Source organism: Streptomyces sp. NPDC040589, assembly GCF_055594445.1.
On the sequence record NZ_JBVIWP010000004.1, the window covers coordinates 338,449 to 356,395 of the forward strand.

Here is a 17,947-nt window from a genome sequence, read left to right on the forward strand (position 1 = left end):
AAAAGCGTTCAATCCGCCATGTTTTGCGCGTGCGGGTGACCGACATGGCCAAGTGAGGCGCGCTGTGGGCACCGGGACACCCGGCGGCATTGTTCCGTAATTTCATGATCACGTTGAGTGTCCGGCGGTCGACACACCATGCTGACGTCCAACTCTTCCGCAGCGCCTCAGCACCGCCGGGGAAGAGCCTTCCAGACGCCTCGAGTTGAGAGACAAGGTGCGATGTCCAGTAAGCAGGTGTTGATCGTCGTCGTGATGGTGGCGGTCTTCGCGTGGAGCACGGTGATGACCGTGCTGGGGCACCTCGCGGCAGTGGCCGCGCTGCTGCCGTCGCTCGGACTGCTCGTACAGCAGATCGTCGCCGCCCTCCACGCCACGCAGTCCCCGCGCCACACCCCGGTGGACGCCGCCCCGACGGCCATAGCGGCCGGACCCGAGGAGTCGGTGCGATGACCCCGTTCTCCGCGTACGAGCAGCCCGACGGTGAGCCGCCGAGCAGGCGCGGCCGCAAACCGGAGTCGATCGGCGAGCAGGTGGGCCCCTCCCACCGGGCCTGGCTGGAGCCGGTGCGCAACAGGCTCTTCGCCACGGGGCTCACACTCGACGACCTCGTCGGCCGCTCCGGCTACTCCAAGGCCCGCATCAGCGAACTGCTGCGCGGCAAGGGCTACTACCCGGGCTGGGAGATCACCTACAGCGTCGTCCGGGCCCTGGACATCCCCGTCTGGCCGCTGCGCCGGCTGTGGACGGCGGCGGCACGCGAAGCGGCCAAGGACTCCGCGTGGATCGAGAGCCGCATACACGCCGTCCAGCCGCTGCCGCCGGAACGGCCCCCGCTCGCGCACCAGGGCTTCACCGAGGCCATGCGCCCCCCTTACACCGCCTACGCCCGCGCCTTCCTGCAGAGCGACCGGCGCGCCCACTGGGTCGTCTCGGAAGCCTGCGACATCCTCTGGCTGGGCTGGGACGACGCCGTCGCCGGCCCCAACGTCCCCCGCCACGCCTGGCGGCTGTTGCGCTCCCGCGTGCTGTTACGCGCGCACCTTCACCCGGCCGGACATCCCGACCTGCGCCCGGCGGCGTTCCAGACCGTCGACCAGAGCCGGATCGACGATCTCACCGCCCGGTTCGCCCGCATCGGCCGGCTCGCCGACTTCTTCGACGCCGTCGCCCGGCTTCCCCAGAACCAGCTCGACGTCACCGTCCTGCGCTATCTGTGCGGCATCCACCCCGACGCCATCCCCGACGTCGTCGGCCTGTCCACGGCCATCACCCAGTCCATCGACCACCACGCCCGAGGCGCCCTGGAAGGCACCTACCACCGCCATGACAACCGGGAGTGAGCACCCCGCCATGACCGCCATCGACGATCTCCTCTCCCGCTCGCTTCTGATGCACGATCCCCAGGTGCCGTCGGACACCGTCCCGTACGAGGACACCGCCTACCCGGCCTTCGCCCCGGACGGCACACCGCTGTGGGACGTCGGCGGCGGCGACCTGGCCGACGACAACGCCGCCCGGAGTCTGCGGGCCCTGTGCGAGGCGGTCGTCGTCCACGCCACGCCCGGCCAGCTCGCCGACTTCGTCACCGAACAGCTGCCCTCCCCGCGCGGCGCCTGGATCCTGGGCTGCGTCCTGCAACTCGCCGACGAGCGGGACGGAGCGCGCTTCTGGTGGCAGTACGCCGCCGGAGCCGGCGAACCCGCCGCCTCCTACTGCCTCCACCTGCATCACCTCGCGCTCGGCGACAGGCAGGCGGCCACCCTGTGGCACAAGCAGGCCGGCGACGACGCACCGGCCGACAGCGGCCTCGGCGTCGACACCAGCATCCCCACGGTCCTGCGCATCCTCAGCCGCCTGGCCCCGACCGCCCCCCGCGACCACACCGAGACGTTCACCGCGGTCAAGTCCTATGTCACCAACGCCGTCGCCGCCGGATACGCCCGCAACCCCGGCTACGAAATCCCGCTCCCCGGCCCGCACTTCGCCGAACAGCTCGAGATCATCCTGGCCGCGACGTCAGCGGTCTCCCGGTCCGTACGACAGGCCCAGCCGCCGGCCACCGACCTGCCCAACCGCACCAGGCCGCGAGCCGACGCCGCGGATCGTTCCGGGGAGTCCGTGCACGAGCCGGAACGGGTGCTGGTGGAGACCGCCGCACGCGACGAGTCCGCCTCCAGCTTCTTCCGGGAAGCCATCGCGGCCTGCTGGGAATCGGCCGTCGCGGACCGCACGGCCAGGGGAGCGGACCGTCGCGATGTGCGGCTGCGTTACCTCCTGGACCGCCGGCCCACCGAACCTACTTCGTGGCGTTGAGTGTCTGCGTCGCCAGGGCCAGGTTCTTGTCATCGGCGCTGCCCCAGGCGTAGACGACATTGGCCGTCCCGTCCTTGAGGGGCAGGTCGGCCGGGCCGATGGCCACGGTGTCCGTGCCGGCGAGCACGACATCGGCCTTCACGGTGCCTGCCGCGACCTCAGTGGTGTCCTCCTTGGGGTTCTCCAGGCCGGTGAAGAGGGGCTGCCCGTTCGCGCGGACGTCGACGGCCGGTGCGGCGGCGACATGGCGCACGGTGAGGCGTGCCTTGCCTTCGTCGACCTGCGAGACATCGTTGGTGAACGCCGTCAGCTGGGGTGCGCCGTCGGCGGTGAGGTGGGCCGCGATCGTGGCGTTCCCGCCTTCGGGCACCTTGATCTCCTTCTCGAGGGCGGGTGTGCCGTCCGGGTTCTGGCCTGCTTCGAAGATCTCTATGTCGTACGTACCGGCGTCGAGCGCCTGCGGGTCGGTCACCGTGCCGGGCTTGAAGTCGCCGATCAGCTCGTCACCGTTGGCGTAGACATCGACGGTCATCCCGGGAATGCCGTGGAATACGGACACCATGGCCTGGTCCTGTGAGGCGGTACCCGCCATGGCGGGAGCGGTGGCGCCCAGGGCCAGGGCACAGGCGGCGGCCGATGCGGCGACAGCGAGAGAGGTCCGGGAAATCATGGGGTGATCCCTTCGAAAACGGCTCCGCACGTTGCGGGGTCTCGATGTCGTTTCGGGAAGGGCGACCGCCGTGGATGCGCGGTATGCACCTTTTGTCAGTAGCTTCAGTAGCTTCAGTAGCTTCGGTGGCTTCGGTGGCTTCGGTGGCTTCCGCGGGCGGGTTCGGTGGCGCGCCTAGGTGCCCGTCCAGCGGACCTGGCCCGGTTCGATCGCCCTGCGCAGACGCTGCAGGCCACGGCGGGCGTGACTCTTCACCGTGCCGAGGGGCATGCCGGTCCGTTCCGCGATCTGAGCCTGGGTGAGGTCCTCGTAGAAGGCCAGACACAGCACGTACCGCTGGTGCCACGGCAGACAGGACAACTCGTTCACCAGCAGAACCCGGTCCAGGACGTCCTCCGCCGCCGACACGTCCCGTCCGGGCGTGTCGTCGGTGTGGGCGAGCGAGTCGGCGAGAGCCAGCCGTCTGCTCCGGGCGGCCAGCGCATCGACGATCTTGCGTCGGGTGATGCCCACGAGCCAGGCGCCCAGCGGGCCCCGCTCCGGGCGGAAGCCGGCCTGGCCACGCCAGGCGCCGAGGAACACCTGCTGGGTGACGTCGTCGGCCTCGTGTGTATCGCCGAGCGACCGGGTGGCCAAGGTGTGGACCAAGGGGGCCCAGCGCCGGTAGACCGCGGCGAAGGCGTCCTCGTCGGCGGCACGGAATCCGTGGGCCAGTTCGTCCTCGTACCTGGTTTCTTCTCGAGTGTCGATGGTCATGGCCTGGTTCCTCCTGCCATGCGCGAGGTGCGGCCTTCCGCACGCGTCCCAGTGTTGTGACGCATAAACGACGCAGGCAACATGCATCGTTTGTGCGTCGTACAGTGGGGTCTGTGAGCAGAGGTGACGGCGACGGCCGACACGACGAGTACCCGGGGAGCGGCGGGCTCACCACCGGAGAGGTGGCGAGACGCTTCGGGGTGGCGCCCACCACGGTCCGTTCCTGGGACCGCCGCTACGGCATCGGTCCCGACGCGCACACCGGCGGCAGGCACCGGCGCTGGACCGCCGCGGACGTGGCCCGTCTGGAGCGGATGTGTGCCCTGACGGCGACCGGGCTGCCCCCTGCCGAGGCGGCGCGCATGGCGCTCGGCGCCGCGCCGCCGGACGCGACCCCGCGCACACGGCCACCGCTCCCACCGCCGCGACCGCTGCCCCGCGGCCGCAGCCGGGCCGGGAGCGGTATGCGACTCGGCGACGTGCGGCAGGAGTCGAGGGGGATCGCCCGTGCCGCCCTGCGCCTCGACGCCGCCGCCCTGGACGAACTGCTGCTGGCGGCGATCGCCGACCACGGACTGGTCACCGCCTGGACGGAGGTGATCATGCCGACCCTGCAGGCGGCCGGCCGCAAGTGGGAGAGCTCGGGCGAGAAGTACGTCGAGGTGGAGCACTTCCTGTCGTGGCACATCTCCGGGGCGCTGCGACGCAGTACACCACCCGTGACCGCCGACGGCCCGGGCATCACCACGGTGCTCGCCTGCGTACCGGGGGAGAACCACACCCTGCCGCTGGAGGTGCTGACCGCCGCGCTGTCCGAACGCGGTCTGCCGGTACGCATGTTCGGTGCCGCGATGCCCGTCGAATCGGTCATCGCGTCGGTGCGCAGGACCGGACCGGCCGCGGTGGGCCTGTGGGCGCAGTCCCGCACCACGGCCAGCCGGCCACTCGCCCAGCACGTGGCGGCGATGCGATGGGGTGTGCGCGGTGCCCGCAGGAAGCCGTTCGTCTTGACCCTGGGCCCGGGATGGGCCGGTCAGACGCTCGCCGGACTGCCCCATCCCCCCGGCCTGGCCGAGGCCCTCGCGGTGGTGGAGTCGGCCGTGTCAGGGAGGTGAGTCACCGCGGGCCCGCTCCTGGCGTCGCACGTCGGCGAGGTCGGCGAGCCGGTCCAGGCCGCGCACCGCCCGGGCCATGCGATGGTTGCGCTCCAGTGCGGAGCGATGCCGGTCGAGGAAGGCCCAGTACCCCGCGGTGTAGGGGCACGCCCGGGCGCCGGTCCGGTCCGCGGGCCGGTAGACGCACGACCCGCACAGGTCGCTCATCCGGTTCACGTAGGCCCCGCCGGACGTGTACGGCTTGGTGGTCATACGGCCGCCGTCTGCGTACTGGGACATTCCGACGACATTGGGCACCATCACCCAGTCGTAGCCGTCGACGAAGCAGCGGTGGAACCAGTCCGTGACCGCGGCCGGATCCCAGCCCCGCTGAAGCGCGTGGCTTCCGAGGATCATCAGCCGGGGGATGTGGTGGGTCCATCCCGTGTCGCGTACCTGGGACAGCACCGTGCGCAGACAGCGCGCGTCCACGTCGTCCGCGTCCAGGTCGTTCCACCAGTCCGGCAACGGGGCGGTGTGGCGCAGCACGTTGGAGTTCCGGTAGTCCTCGCCGAAGTGCCAGTACAGCTGCCACACGTACTCGCGCCAGCCGGCGATCTGCCGGACGAAGCCCTCGACGCTGTTCAACGGCGCCCGCCCCTCGCGCCACGCCGCTTCGGCCCGCTCGACGCACTCGGCGGGATCGAGCAGGCCCAGGTTGAGCGAGGACGACAGCAGGCTGTGGCTCATGACGGGGTCGGCGGCGAGCATGGCGTCCTCGTACGGGCCGAACGCGGTGAGCCGGCGCTCGACGAAGCGACGCAGCGCCGCCCGGGCCTCGGCGCGGGTCGCGGGGAAGAGGCGTGGCCCGTCCCGCCCGACGAAGCACACGTCGCCGTCCTTCTCCCAGCGGTCGAGGTCGTGACGGACGCGCTCGTCGATGTCGTCCTCGCGCGGCCGGTAGGGACGGTCGACCGGCAGGGCGGTCGCGTCACGGGGCGGCGGCTGCCGGTTGTCGTGATCGAGGTTCCACCGGCCGCCCGCGGGCCGGTCGCCGTCCATCAGCAGGTCGTGTCCGCGCCGGACCCAGCGGTAGAAGTCCTCCTGACGCAAGCTCCTGCCGCCCTGACCGCCGGCCCAGGCGGCGAAGTCGTCCATGGACACCAGAAATCCGCGCGCCGGGCCCTTCGTGACCTGCGGCAGCGAGCGCACCAGCCGCAGCGCGGCGTACGAGGTCGGGTGGTGAACGGTCAGGGCCCGGCCGCGCGCCGCCCGGGCGAGCCCTTCGCGGTAGGTGTCACTGCGTACGTAGGTGACGCGGTCGCCGAGTTCGGCAGCCCGGTGACGCATGGCGGACAGCACCAGGTGCGCCTTGGCCCGGTGGAAGCGCCGGCGCCGGAACACCGACCGGGCCTCGATCATCAGCAGCGGCGTGTCACGGGCGAGGCCGCTGTCCTCGGACGGCCGCAGGAAGTGCGGACCGAGCTGATCACCGAAGAGCCAGTGCATGAGGCGCTCCCGCCGTCAGTCCCGGCCGCGCGCGTGCTTGAACCGTGCCAGGCCCTCACCGAGATCGATCAGCGGCTGCGGGTACTCCACCTGAGCCCGTTCACCCTCGGGCAGCCGCCAGGGCTCATGGACGCGGGCATCGGCCACGTCCGCCAGTTCCGGCACCCACCGCCGTACGTACCCTCCCGCCGGGTCGAAGCGCTTGCCCTGGACGACCGGGTTGAGGACGCGGTGGGGGCGGGTGTCGGTGCCGGTCCCGGCGACCCACTGCCAGTTGAGCTGGTTGTTGACGATGTCGCCGTCCACCAGCAGGTCCAGGAAGTGCCGGGCGCCGATCCGCCAGTCCACGTACAGGGTCTTGGCCAGGAAGCTCGCCGCCAGGAGCCGCGCCCGGTTGTGCATCCAGCCCTCGTGGCGCAGCTGGCGCATGGCCGCGTCGACGACCGGGTAGCCGGTGCGGCCGTCCCGCCACGCGGCGATGTCCTCGGCGGCCTCGTCCTCGGTCCGCCACCGGTCGTGCCGGGTCCGGTAGTCCTCATGTGAGGCGTCCGGGCGCGCCGCCAGCACCTGGTGGTGGAAGTCGCGCCAGCACAGCTGCCGTACGAACGCCTCCGCCCCCGGCCCGCCGCGCTCGCGTGCCCGCTGGACCATTTCCACCGGCGACAGGGCACCGAAGTGCAGATACGGCGAGAGCCTGGAGGTCGCGTCGCCCGCCAGATCGTCGTGCCGGTCCTCGTACGCGGAGAGGCCGCTCCGCACCCAGCGGGAGAACCGGTCGCGCCCAGGAGCCTCACCCCCGGTGGGCAGGCCCGGCGAGACGCCGGACAGCTCGTCCCGGGAGGGCAGCGGCTCGCCCCGCACGGAGTCAGGGACGCGCACGACGCGCGGCGCCGGGCAGACATCCCGCAGCCGCTCCTGCGACCACCGGCGGAAGTAGGGGGTGAACACGGCGAAGTGGTCGTTGCCCGCGGGCGTCACGGCGCCGGGTGCGACGGCCGTGATCACGCTGTCGTGCACGTGCAGCGCCACGCCCTGTCCCCACAGCGCGTCCCGCAACCGCCCCTCCCGGCGATGGGCGTAGCCGGTGACGCCCGCCGCGAGGTGCACCTCCGTCGCCTCGCACTCCGCCGCCACCGCGCAGACCTCCTGGACGACCGGGCCCTTGCGGACGACGAGCCGGCCGCCGCACCGGCGCAGCGAGGCGTCGAGGTCGGCCAGGCAGTCGGCGAGGAAGGCGCTGCGGTTGGGCACGTCGAAGCCCGCCGCGTGGACACCGGGGTCGCGGACGAAGAGCGGCACCACCTCGTCCGCCCACGCCAGTGCGGCGCGCAGCGGCGGATGGTCGTGCACCCGCAGATCCGAGGTGAACAGGACGACCGCGACGGTCATGGTGATTCTCCTGAAGGCGCCGTGCGATGTGGATCGCGATGTGGATCTCTACTGCCTGACTCTTCGGTCGCGGCGCGTGATCCGGATGCGGCCGGAACGCGGGCCGGCCCGGCGCGCGCTCATGCCCTTGGCGGCGGCCTGGGTGATGTTGCGGGCCATGCCGCCGAAGACGACGGCGTGAAACGGGGAGAGGGACCACCAGTAGGCGTGCCCCAGCAGACCCCGGGGATGGAAGAGGGCGCGCTGCCGGTAACACGTGCGGCCCGCGTCGTCCGTCTCCGCGTACATCTCCAGCCACGCCAGGCCGGGCAGGCGCATCTCCGCCCGCAGCCTCAGCAGCCGGCCCGGCTCGATCTCCTCGACCCGCCAGAAGTCCAGTGAGTCGCCGGCCCGCAGGCGCTCGGCGTCCCGTCGCCCGCGGCGCAGACCGACACCGCCGACGAAACGGTCCAGCCAGCCCCGGACCGTCCAGGCGAGCGGGAAGGAGTACCAGCCGTTGTCGCCGCCGATGCCCTCGATCACCTTCCACAGCGACTCCCGGGAGGCGTCCACCGAGAGGTGCCGCTCGTCCTCGTAGAGGCTGCCGCCCGCCCAGTCCGGGTCGGTGGGCAGGGGATCGCTGGGCGCCCCGGGCACGGAGGCGGACGACCAGCGGGTGACGACCTGCGCCTCCCGCACCTTGCGCAACGCCAGTGCCAGCGCCGCGTCGAACGGCAGCGGCCGGCCCGGGAGGTCGGGCACGTACCGGGCGATGTCGTGCTCGCGGCACACGACCTCGTGGCGCAGCGACTCCGTCAGCGGCCGGGCGAGCGCGGCGGGCACCGGGGTGACCAGGCCGACCCAGTGGCTGGACAGCCTCGGGGTGAGTACCGGCACCGGAACGATGAGCCTGCGCCGCAGCCCTGCCACCTCGGCGTACCGGTCCATCATCTCCCGGTACGTGAGGACATCCGGCCCGCCGATGTCGAACGCACGGTCGACGTCATCCGGCATCGAGGCCGAACCGACCAGGTACCGCAGCACGTCCTCCACACCGATCGGCTGAGTCCGGGTGTGCACCCAACTGGGCGTGACCATGACCGGCAGCCGCTCGGTCAGATAGCGCAGCATCTCGAAGGACGCCGATCCCGATCCGATGACGACCGCCGCCCGCAACACCGTGGCCGGCACCGGCGCGTCGAGGAAGACGCGCCCCACCTCGGCCCTGGACCGCAGATGCGGGGAGAGGGACTCCTCGGGAACGCCCTGCGGTGTGAGCCCGCCGAGGTAGACGATCCGCCGCACACCGGCGGCGCGCGCCTGCTCGGCGAAGACCCGGGCCGCCCTGCGGTCGGTGTCCTCGAATCCCGCACCGGACCCCAGGGAGTGCACCAGGTAGTACGCGACATCGACACCGCGCATCGCGGAGGCGACCGAATCGGCGTCCGTGACATCCCCCCGGACCGTCTCGGCGCGCCCCGCCCAGGGGTGATCGCGAAGTTTGCCGGGGGAGCGGGCCAGACACCGGACCCGGTGGCCGGCCTGGAGCAGTTCCGGCACCAGACGCCCGCCGATGTACCCGGACGCTCCGGTCACCAGACAGTGCAGCCGCTGTGCGTCCCGTTGCCCGCCTGTCTCCACCATCGGCTCCTCCACGTGTGCGCTCCGGCGTTGTGGCCTCGCTCCCTCGAGCATGGCCGCACCAGCGGGACAGCGCCTGTCGCGGTGGGGCGACCGGCCGCATTCGCTCTCACACGGACCACTTCGGACGCGTCGCGACCTACGGATGCACGACACCGCCGAGCGGGCGTTCAACCGGGCGGAGTGTCGACGCCGGCCGCCTGGTCGGCACGGCCTCCGGCACCGAGCAGCCCCGTGGCGGTGAACGGCTCGTGGGCGGCGAGACGCGGCAGTTCCCGGCGCGACAGCCGCGTGACGACCGGTGGCATCGCAGCCCGCACCACCTGGGTGTACCGCAGCCAACGGGGCATGTAGACCGAGGGCCGGCGCCGCTCGACCGCCGTGACCAGCCGGCCAGCGACATACGAGACGGGATACACCCTGCGTGCCGGCCGCGGCATGTGGCCGCGCAACTCCCGCAGCACCGCGTGCGCGTCGGCGTCGCGGACCATGTCCGTGTCCGTCCAGTTGATGTACGCGATTCCCACGCCCACATGCCGATGGGCGACCTCGGCCTGCAGCGCGTGAGCGAACGACTCGACCCCGGCCTTCGACGCGCAGTAGGCGCTCATCATCGGCGCGGCCCCGATGGACGCGAGCGACGCGACCTGGAGGAAGTAGCCCCGCGTGTCCAGGAGGTCCGCCAGGAACGTCCGCGCGGTGACGGCACTGCCGACGAGGTTCACCTCGACGACCCGGCGCCAGACGTCGAGATCGGCCTCGGCGAACGGTCCGCCCTCGGCGACTCCCGCGTTGGCGATCACCACCGAGGGTGGTCCGAACCGGGCACGGATCTCGTCGGCGACGCGAGCCATCCGGCGCTCGTCCGTGACATCGGCCTCCCAGCACTCGGACACGCCCTGAAGGCTGTCCCTCACCCGGGCCAGCGTCCGCTCCTCACGGCCGAGCAGCGCCACCCTCGCGCCACGGCGGCACAGCTCCCGGGCCATCGCCTCCCCGAGGCCGCGCGCGGCACCGGTCACGACGGCGGTCCGACCGTGCAGGGGGCTCTGAGCGACCGGCATGGCACGTTCCTCTCCGCTGCGGCGCTGGCCCGGCCCACGTTAGGCGCGGAGCGGGCCGTCGGCACGCCGGGCATCCCGCCCCCGTCGCCGTTCCGGTCAGGATTCGAGAAGCGTGGGTTCCGAAGCCGCTCTAGCGTCGACGTCATGACTTCCATCGAATCCGTCACCCTCGAGGTGGCCGACCCCGCCGCCGCCGAGCGCTTCCTCACCACCGCCTTCGGCCTGGGCGGTCAGGTGCGCCTGCGGGCCTCGGAGGCACCGAGCACCGGCTTCCGCGGGTTCACCCTGTCGCTCGTGGTGTCCCAGCCGGCCAACGTGGACGCCCTGGTCGACGCCGCCGTGGACGCCGGTGCCGTGACCCTGAAGCCCGCCGCCAAGTCGCTCTGGGGTTACGGGGGCGTCGTGCAGGCCCCGGACGGGACGATCTGGCAGGTGGCCTCGTCGTCCAAGAAGAACACCGGCCCGGCCAGCCGGCAGATCGACGAGATCGTGCTCCTGCTCGGCGTCGAGGACGTGAAGGCCAGCAAGCAGTTCTACGTCGATCACGGCCTCGCCGTGGCGAAGAGCTTCGGCGGCAAGTACGTCGAGTTCGCCACCGGGTCGGGTCCGGTCAAGCTGGCCCTGTACAAGCGCCGGGGCCTGGCCAAGCTCGTCGGCATCTCACCCGACGGCACCGGATCACACCGGCTCACGGTCGACAGCGACGCCGGGACCTTCACCGACCCGGACGGCTTCGCCTGGGCGACGGCGCCGGAGAACGCGTCGCTGTGAAGCGGGTGTTGTCCCGGTTCGACGCACGGCGCGCGACCTTACGGAGTCATGACGTAGCGGCGCGGTCCCGTGGCGCCGCGCCGGTGCGGGCCTAGCGTGGCCGTATGCGCGTACTGGTCACCGGCGGTGCCGGGTTCATCGGGTCCCATGTCGTCGCCGTGCTCCGGGAGCGTGGGCACCAGGCGGTCGTGTTCGACATGCGGGAGGAGCCCGGCGCCGACGTGCGTGATCCGGACGCCGTCGGCCGCGCCCTGGCCGGTGTGGACGCCGTGTGTCACCAGGCCGCGATGGTCGGGCTCGGGGACGGGGTCGCCGACGCGGCGGCGTACGTCTCGCACAACGATCTCGGGACGGCCGTGCTGCTCGCCGCCATGGCGGAGGCAGGTGTACGGCGTCTCGTGCTGGCCGGATCGATGGTGGTCTACGGGGAGGGGCGGTACGAGTGCCCCCGGCACGGGGTCGTACGGCCCGGGCCGCGTGCCGTCGCGGACCTCGACGCGGGCCGGTTCGAACCGCCGTGTCCGGTCTGCCGGACTGATCTCGTCCCCGGGCTGGTCGGCGAGGACGCTCCGGCCGATCCCCGGAACGTGTACGCGACGACCAAGCTGACCCAGGAGCATCTCGCCGCCGCGTGGGCCCGTTGCACGGGCGGCTCGGCGGTGTCGCTGCGCTACCACAACGTGTACGGGCCCGGCATGCCCCGCGACACCCCGTACGCCGGTGTCGCCTCCTTCTTCCGCTCGGCGCTCGCCCGGGGCGAGGCACCGCGCGTGTTCGAAGACGGGCGGCAGCGGCGGGACTTCGTGCACGTCCGCGACGTGGCGGGGGCGGGCGCGGTGGCACTGGAGGCCGAGGCGCCCCGGGGCGTGCTGACGGCGTACAACACCGGCAGCGGCGACCCGCACACCGTCGGCGAGATGGCGCGGGCGCTGGCCACCGCGTACGGCGGGCCCGATCCCGTCGTCACCGGCGACTACCGGCTCGGGGACGTACGGCACATCACCGCGGACTCGTCGCGGCTGCGGGACGGACTGGGGTGGAAGCCGGAAGTCGGGTTCGCAGAGGGCATGGCGGAGTTCGCACGGGCCGGGATGCGGGACGCGTAGCGTCCTGTCCCGCGGCCCCTCGGGCCCCGGCTCGCGAAAGACCGGTGGTGCTGCCCGTGTTCAGGAAGCGGTGGCGGGCAGCACCACCTCGAAACGGCAGCCGCCGGGGATGTTGCGTACGGTGGCCCGGCCCTGGTGGGCTTCCACGATCCCCCGGACGATGGCGAGGCCGAGGCCCGCGCCGGCCGGGGGCGTCCGAGCGTGCGTGCCGCGCCAGCCGGTGTCGAAGACGCGCGGCAGATCCTCCTCGGGGATGCCTCCGCAGGCGTCCGTCACCGACAGCACCACGCCCTCGGCGGAACGTTCCGCGGCGATGGCGACCGTGCCGTCGGCCGGGGTCCGGCGGATGGCGTTGACCAGCAGATTGCCGAGCACCCGGCTCATCTCCTTGCCGTCCACCTCCACGGGTACCGGCTCGACACGGTCGCCCACCAGCCGCACCCCGTGTTCCCGGGCGAGCGGGTCGGCTCCCGCCAGCGCGTCGCCGACCAGGTCGTAGAGGGAGATCCGGGTGAGGCTCAGGGGCAGGGTGCCGGCGTGGATGCGGGAGAGTTCGAAGAGGTCGCCGACCATGCCGTTGAGGCGTTCGACCTCGGTGCGGATCTGCTTCAGATAGCGGTCGGGGTCGGCGGCGACGCCGTCCTCCAGGGCCTCGGACATGGCGCGCAGACCGGCCAGCGGGGTGCGCAGGTCGTGCGAGATCCAGGCGACGAGTTCGCGCCGGGAGGTCTCCAGCGCTCGTTCCCGGTCCCGGGACTCGGCGAGGCGGGCGCTGGTGGCGGCCAACTCGCGGCTCAGGTACTCCAGTTCGGCGGTCGTCGGTCCGTCGGGAGCGGAAAAGTCCCCACCGTCGCCGAAGGAGCGTGCGGCCACGGCGAGTTCGCGGCTGCGGGCCACGACCCAGCGGCCCAGCAGTAGCGCGGTGGCAAGGGAGACGACGGCCGCCATGGCGACGACCGTCGTGACCACGGTCAGGTCGTGAGCCGACAGGAACATCGCCCAGGCGACGGCGAGGGTGCCCGCGAGCATCGCGACGACGCCGACCGCCGCGACCACGGCGAGCGAGGCGGTGAGCGAGCGGCGCCGGATCAGGCGCAGTGCGCCCGCTCCGGCCAGGCCGGTGGCCGCCGCTCCGGCGAAGGCGTACAGGGCGATGAGGAGGGTGTCGTTCACGACCCGGTCTCCTCTCCGGCGGGGTCGAAGCGGTAGCCCACGCCCCACACGGTCTGGATCAGCCGGGGCCGGGCCGGGTCGTCCTCGACCTTGCCGCGCAGACGGCGGATGTGGACGGTGACCGTCGACAGATCGCCGAAGTCCCACCCCCACACCTCCCGCATCAGGTCCTCACGGCCGAAGGCCCGCCCAGGGTGCCGCAGGAAGAAGGAGAGCAGGTCGAACTCGCGGAGGGTGAGGGCGAGTTCGGAGCCGTTCCTGGTGACCCGGCGGGCCGCCGGGTCGACGGTCAGACCGGCCGCCCCCAGCCGGTGCCCGGGGGCCGCGGGCCTGCTGCGGCGCAGTACCGACTCCACGCGCAGGACCAGTTCGCGGGGGCTGAAGGGCTTGGTGACGTAGTCGTCGGCGCCGACCTCCAGGCCGAGGATGCGGTCGTCCTCGTCGCCACGGGCGGTGAGCATGATGACCGGCACCGGTCCGTGCCCGCGCATCCGCCGGCACACCTCCAGGCCGTCCATCCCGGGCAGCATCAGGTCGAGGACGACCAGGTCCGGCCAGTGCGCGGCGGCACGCGTGAGGGCCGTCGGGCCGTCGTCCGCGCGGTCGACGACGTAACCGGCGCGGTTCAGATACCCGGCGACGACCTCGGCGACGGTCGGATCGTCGTCGACGACCAGGATCCGCGGGGACCCGGCGAGGGCCTCGTCCTGCTGATGGGGCTGCTGCATGCCCCCAGCCTGGCACCGGGCCGCCTCTGATGCCGTGCCCGGAGCCCTCCGGGCCGCCGATGTCCGCGTTTCGTAAGGAGCGGCAGTCCGATATGCCTGATTCGCGTTCGTAGGGTGAAACCGTGAAGACGATTCCTTCGGACGTCGACGTGGTGCTGCCCTGCCTGAACGAGGCCGAGGCCCTGCCCTGGGTTCTCGAACGGATCCCGCCGGGCTGGCGCGCACTCGTCGTCGACAACGGTTCCACCGACGGCTCGGCCCAGGTCGCCCGCGCGTTCGGCGCGACCGTCGTGAGCGAGCCGCGCCGGGGCTTCGGCGCGGCCTGCCACGCCGGGCTGACCGCCGCCACCGCCGACGTGGTGTGCTTTTGCGACTGCGATGCCTCCCTCGACCCGTCGCTCCTCGTCCCCTTCGTGCGCCAAGTGCGCGAGGGCGAGGCCGACCTCGTGCTCGGCAGGCGGCGCCCGCAGGGCCGGGGCGCCTGGCCCGCGCACGCCCGTGCCGGCAACCTCGCGCTCGCGCGGATGCTGCGCCGCCGCACCGGGCTGCGTCTGCGCGACCTCGGCCCCCTGCGCGCCGCCCGCCGCGAGCCGCTGCTCGCCCTCGGCCTCACCGACCGGCGCAGCGGCTATCCGCTCCAGATGGTGGTCCGCGCGGCCGATGCCGGCTGGCGGATCGCCGAGTACGACGTGCCGTATCTGCCACGCACCGGGGCCTCGAAGGTGACGGGCACGTGGCGCGGCACCTGGCATGCCGTACAGGACATGAGCCGCGTCCTGGCCGAAGCGCCCGGCGAGGCTCCCGCCGTCGAAAGGGACGCACGGTGACCACACTCCTCGTCATCGCCAAGGAGCCGCGCCCCGGTCGGGTCAAGACCCGGCTCACCCCGCCGTTCACGCCCCGGGAGGCCGCGTCCCTCGCCGAGGCGTCCCTCGCCGACACCCTGGACGCGGTCGCGGCGGCCCCGGCCGACCGCCGGGTCCTCGTCCTCGACGGGGAGCCCGGCCCCTGGCTGCCGGCCGGCTTCGAGGTCGTACGGCAGTGCGCCGGCGGACTGGACGAGCGGCTGGCGGACGCCTTCGCGCGGTGTACCGGACCGGCCCTGCTCATCGGTATGGACACGCCCCAGGTGACGCCCGAGCTGCTCACCGTCGACTTCGGCGAGGGAGACGCCTGGTTCGGACCGGCGGAGGACGGCGGTTTCTGGACACTGGGCCTGGCCGATCCCGATCCCGCCCTGCTGCGCGGCGTCCCGATGTCCACGCCGGTGACCGGGGCCGTCCAGCGCGAGCGGCTCGTCCTGGCCGGGCTGCGGGTACGGGACCTGCCCCGGCTGCGGGACGTCGACACCGCCGCCGACGCCGAGGCGGTCGCCCTCCTCGCCCCGCACGGCCGGTTCGCCGCACGGCTGGCCCGGTACGCGCCGGTCACGCCCCGATGAGCACCGCACCCGCCACCGCCCTCGCCTGGGCGGCCGCCGACCCCTACGCCGCCGCCCTGCGCGCCGGCCGTGGCCCCCTGTTCCTGCGCCGCTCCGACGGCTGGCTGCTGCCGCTGGAGGTGGAACGCTGGTGTGCCCGGGCCGACGCCGTCGACCGGGACGTGCTGGACCGATGCGAGGGGACCGTGCTGGACGTGGGGTGCGGGCCCGGGCGGCTGGTCGCGGAGCTCGCCGCCCGGGGCCGGGTCGTCCTCGGCATCGATGTCAGCGAGGTCGCCGTCGACCACACCGTGCGGCTCGGTGGCCAGGCGCTGCGGCGCTCGGTGTTCGAGCCGCTGCCCGGCGAGGGCCGCTGGGACGCCGTCCTGCTCATGGACGGCAACATCGGCATCGGCGGCGACCCGCGCGCCCTGCTCGACCGGGTCGCCCAACTCCTGTGCCCCGGAGGCCTGCTGATCGCCGAGACTGCCCCGGTGGACATCGACGAACGCGCCCAGGTACGGGTCGTCGACCTCACGGACCCACACGGTGCCGACGCCCCGTTCCCCTGGGCGCGACTCGGCACGCCGGCCCTGCTCCGATACGCCCGGGGCTGGACGAGGGCCGGTCAGTGGACGGCCGACGGACGGCGCTTCACCGCCCTGCGCACCCGCAGCAAGCGCACCGCCAGCAGCAGCGCCGAGCCGCCGAAGAGGACGGCGGTGATCAGCAGCCAGCGGGCGAGGAACACGTCCGCCGGCAGGCCGGTGGCGGACCGGTAGCGCCTCTCCACCATGCCGCCGATCAGCGGGAACCACACGAGAAGCAGTAGCGCGGAGAGGGCCGCCGGCACGCGCAGGTACATGATCCATTCCCGGTGGCGGACCGCCTCGAGTCCCCGTACGACCGTCCGGTCCAGGGCGGCGTACAGGGGCAGCAGGACGAGGTCGTGCAGCAGTGCCGCGCCCACGAACCACAGCGTCACACCGAACCAGTCGCCGGCGAGGAGCCGTACACCCGCGTAGGCGGCGAGCGCGAACGAGCAGGCGAGCAGGAGAAGGGTGAAGGGGCTCCCGGCAGGGATCCGCGGCCGTCGCATCACAGGTCTCCGAACGTCATCCGGGCCACCCACTTGGTGTTGAGCACACCCGGTGCCGCGGGCACGATGATCCGCGCCGGGTAGCCGTGGTCGGGGGACAGGTCCTCGCCGTTGACGTACAGGGCGAGCAGGGAGCGCGCGTCGGCCACCTGGTTGGCGCGCAGGGCTGCCCTGCGGAAGGCGCCGCGTGCCTGGAGGGACTCGACGAACAGGTCCGGCGGGTCGTCGTCGTACCCGACGAGCGCCGCGAGGTCGCGCAGCCGCACCCCGCGCCACCACTGGTCCGACGTCGACCAGCCCTCCACGCAGGCGATGGGCAACGCCGAGCTGTGCAGGGAGAGTCCGGCGAGCTGGGCACGGCTGAGGCGGACGGTGCCCGTACGCCCCGTCACGACGAGCCGCCACGCGTCCTCGCCCGTCTCGGCCGCGTCGATCCCGGCGTACGCGGCGGTCTTGTTGATCTGGAACCCGTTCGGGCCGCTGCCGGGTTCACCGCCGCCGTGCGGTGCGAGGAGGGCGGTGCGCCGCAGCGGACCGTCGAAGTTCTGCCCGGCCGTCGTCGCGAACAGCAGCAGCGAGCCGCCCCCGACGAACCACAGGGCACCCCGCCGCGAGACGGTCGGCTCGGCGGGACGCGGAGTCACGAGGTCGTTCTTCTCTTCCCGAAGGTGCCGCAGATTGCGCAGGGCCGTAGGCATCTTCAGCAGGACATGGGCGACGAAGGCGGCGAAGAACACCCATGCTCCGTAGAAGTGCAGCGGGTAGAAGGAGCCCGGGAAGACGTAGTCGAGCTGCACGTTGAGCACACCGGTCACGAACTCGAACAGCGCGCCGCCCACCAGGAGCAGCAGCGAGATCCGCTCCAGGGCGTGCGCGAGCGAGCGGGCCGGCGGCAGCGCGAACAGCCTCGGTACCACTGACCAGAGCTTGGCCAGCAGCACGGGGATCAGGCTGATGCCGAGGGTGACGTGGACGCCCTGGTTGAGCCGGTACAGCCAGTGCGGGTGCGTCGGCCAGGCGAAGAGGTAGAAGCCGAGGATCCCCTTGTCCGGGGTCTGGTCGTTCACCGGCGACAGGTCCGGGTTGTAGGCGGCGTACGAGACCAGTCCCGTCACGAACAGCACGGTGATGCCGACGAGCAGGACGAGGCCCAGCACCGAGGTGAACCAGGGGCCGCGCAGGGGGCTGCGCCAGAAGCCCGGTGAGGAAGGAAGCCGTGGGTCGTCTCGCAT

Annotated in this window: 18 protein-coding genes; 9 read left to right on the forward strand and 9 right to left on the reverse strand. The window is 72.6% G+C overall.

All coding sequences use genetic code 11. The annotated features are described in order from the left end of the window. The first annotated feature begins 222 nt into the window (after positions 1-222). The 3 genes from ACZ58V_RS19455 to ACZ58V_RS19465 are packed head-to-tail and all read left to right on the forward strand — an operon-like array spanning position 223 to position 2,316. On the forward strand, positions 223-453 hold the full coding sequence (locus tag ACZ58V_RS19455; RefSeq protein WP_468188883.1) for a hypothetical protein: 231 nt from the start codon (positions 223-225) through the stop codon (positions 451-453). Next, positions 450-1,343: an XRE family transcriptional regulator gene (locus ACZ58V_RS19460; protein ID WP_471291040.1), complete on the forward strand. Its 894-nt coding sequence runs from the start codon at positions 450-452 to the stop codon at positions 1,341-1,343. Before ACZ58V_RS19455 ends, ACZ58V_RS19460 begins: the two co-directional genes overlap by 4 nt. A 10-nt stretch (positions 1,344-1,353) precedes the next feature. Continuing rightward, positions 1,354-2,316: a DUF6207 family protein gene (locus ACZ58V_RS19465; protein WP_471291042.1), complete on the forward strand. Its 963-nt coding sequence runs from the start codon at positions 1,354-1,356 to the stop codon at positions 2,314-2,316. Here ACZ58V_RS19465 and ACZ58V_RS19470 read toward each other — a convergent pair. After that, positions 2,300-2,908, reverse strand: coding sequence for a DUF4397 domain-containing protein (locus tag ACZ58V_RS19470; RefSeq protein WP_471291719.1), 609 nt, complete (start codon positions 2,906-2,908; stop codon positions 2,300-2,302). The two genes, ACZ58V_RS19465 and ACZ58V_RS19470, sit on opposite strands and share 17 nt — an antisense overlap. A gap of 252 nt (positions 2,909-3,160) precedes the next feature. Further along, positions 3,161-3,742, reverse strand: coding sequence for an RNA polymerase sigma factor (locus ACZ58V_RS19475; RefSeq protein ID WP_471291044.1), 582 nt, complete (start codon positions 3,740-3,742; stop codon positions 3,161-3,163). Positions 3,743-3,855: 113 nt separating this feature from the next. On the opposite strand from ACZ58V_RS19475, the gene ACZ58V_RS19480 reads away from it, so the two are divergent. Next, complete coding sequence (locus ACZ58V_RS19480) at positions 3,856-4,857, forward strand: MerR family transcriptional regulator (RefSeq protein ID WP_471291046.1); 1,002 nt, start codon at positions 3,856-3,858, stop codon at positions 4,855-4,857. Here the strand turns inward: ACZ58V_RS19480 and ACZ58V_RS19485 are convergent. The 4 genes from ACZ58V_RS19485 to ACZ58V_RS19500 all read right to left on the reverse strand — a co-directional run bounded on the left by ACZ58V_RS19485 (position 4,846) and on the right by ACZ58V_RS19500 (position 10,418). Beyond that, positions 4,846-6,345 carry a cryptochrome/photolyase family protein gene (locus ACZ58V_RS19485; RefSeq protein ID WP_471291048.1) on the reverse strand — a complete coding sequence of 500 codons (1,500 nt, stop codon included), beginning with the start codon at positions 6,343-6,345 and terminating at the stop codon, positions 4,846-4,848. The genes ACZ58V_RS19480 and ACZ58V_RS19485 overlap by 12 nt on opposite strands. 15 nt (positions 6,346-6,360) lie before the next feature. Continuing rightward, positions 6,361-7,734, reverse strand: coding sequence for a cryptochrome/photolyase family protein (locus ACZ58V_RS19490; RefSeq protein ID WP_468188898.1), 1,374 nt, complete (start codon positions 7,732-7,734; stop codon positions 6,361-6,363). Between the two features lie 48 nt (positions 7,735-7,782). After that, on the reverse strand, positions 7,783-9,357 hold the full coding sequence (locus ACZ58V_RS19495; protein ID WP_468188900.1) for an SDR family oxidoreductase: 1,575 nt from the start codon (positions 9,355-9,357) through the stop codon (positions 7,783-7,785). Positions 9,358-9,524: 167 nt separating this feature from the next. After that, positions 9,525-10,418, reverse strand: coding sequence for an SDR family oxidoreductase (locus ACZ58V_RS19500; RefSeq protein WP_468188903.1), 894 nt, complete (start codon positions 10,416-10,418; stop codon positions 9,525-9,527). Positions 10,419-10,562: 144 nt separating this feature from the next. Here ACZ58V_RS19500 and ACZ58V_RS19505 point away from each other — a divergent pair, with 144 nt between their 5' ends. Both ACZ58V_RS19505 and ACZ58V_RS19510 read left to right on the forward strand, forming a co-directional pair. Continuing rightward, positions 10,563-11,189 carry a glyoxalase gene (locus ACZ58V_RS19505; protein ID WP_468188905.1) on the forward strand — a complete coding sequence of 209 codons (627 nt, stop codon included), beginning with the start codon at positions 10,563-10,565 and terminating at the stop codon, positions 11,187-11,189. A 104-nt stretch (positions 11,190-11,293) separates the two neighbouring features. Continuing rightward, positions 11,294-12,295, forward strand: a complete 1,002-nt coding sequence (locus ACZ58V_RS19510) for an NAD-dependent epimerase/dehydratase family protein (protein ID WP_471291050.1) — start codon at positions 11,294-11,296, stop codon at positions 12,293-12,295. Between the two features lie 60 nt (positions 12,296-12,355). Here ACZ58V_RS19510 and ACZ58V_RS19515 read toward each other — a convergent pair whose 3' ends face one another. Continuing rightward, the gene (locus tag ACZ58V_RS19515) at positions 12,356-13,468 is read right to left on the reverse strand and encodes a sensor histidine kinase (protein ID WP_468188910.1); all 1,113 of its coding nucleotides are present in this window, start codon (positions 13,466-13,468) and stop codon (positions 12,356-12,358) included. Next, entirely contained in the window at positions 13,465-14,196 is a 732-nt protein-coding gene (locus ACZ58V_RS19520) for a response regulator transcription factor (protein ID WP_468188913.1), read from the reverse strand. The genes ACZ58V_RS19515 and ACZ58V_RS19520 overlap by 4 nt, the downstream gene beginning before the upstream one ends. Before the next feature lie 122 nt (positions 14,197-14,318). Here ACZ58V_RS19520 and ACZ58V_RS19525 point away from each other — a divergent pair, with 122 nt between their 5' ends. From ACZ58V_RS19525 to ACZ58V_RS19535, 3 genes are read left to right on the forward strand one after another with little or no spacing between them, the layout of a single operon-like run. Then, positions 14,319-15,023, forward strand: a complete 705-nt coding sequence (locus ACZ58V_RS19525; RefSeq protein ID WP_403887366.1) for a glycosyltransferase family 2 protein — start codon at positions 14,319-14,321, stop codon at positions 15,021-15,023. Further along, positions 15,020-15,637, forward strand: coding sequence for a TIGR04282 family arsenosugar biosynthesis glycosyltransferase (locus ACZ58V_RS19530; protein ID WP_403887363.1), 618 nt, complete (start codon positions 15,020-15,022; stop codon positions 15,635-15,637). The genes ACZ58V_RS19525 and ACZ58V_RS19530 overlap by 4 nt, the downstream gene beginning before the upstream one ends. Beyond that, positions 15,634-16,398 (forward strand): class I SAM-dependent methyltransferase, encoded by a 765-nt coding sequence (locus ACZ58V_RS19535; RefSeq protein ID WP_471291053.1) that lies wholly within the window; start codon positions 15,634-15,636, stop codon positions 16,396-16,398. Before ACZ58V_RS19530 ends, ACZ58V_RS19535 begins: the two co-directional genes overlap by 4 nt. Before the next feature lie 316 nt (positions 16,399-16,714). On the opposite strand, the gene ACZ58V_RS19540 is transcribed toward ACZ58V_RS19535, so the two are convergent. Continuing rightward, positions 16,715-17,947 (reverse strand): molybdopterin-dependent oxidoreductase, encoded by a 1,233-nt coding sequence (locus ACZ58V_RS19540; protein WP_471291055.1) that lies wholly within the window; start codon positions 17,945-17,947, stop codon positions 16,715-16,717.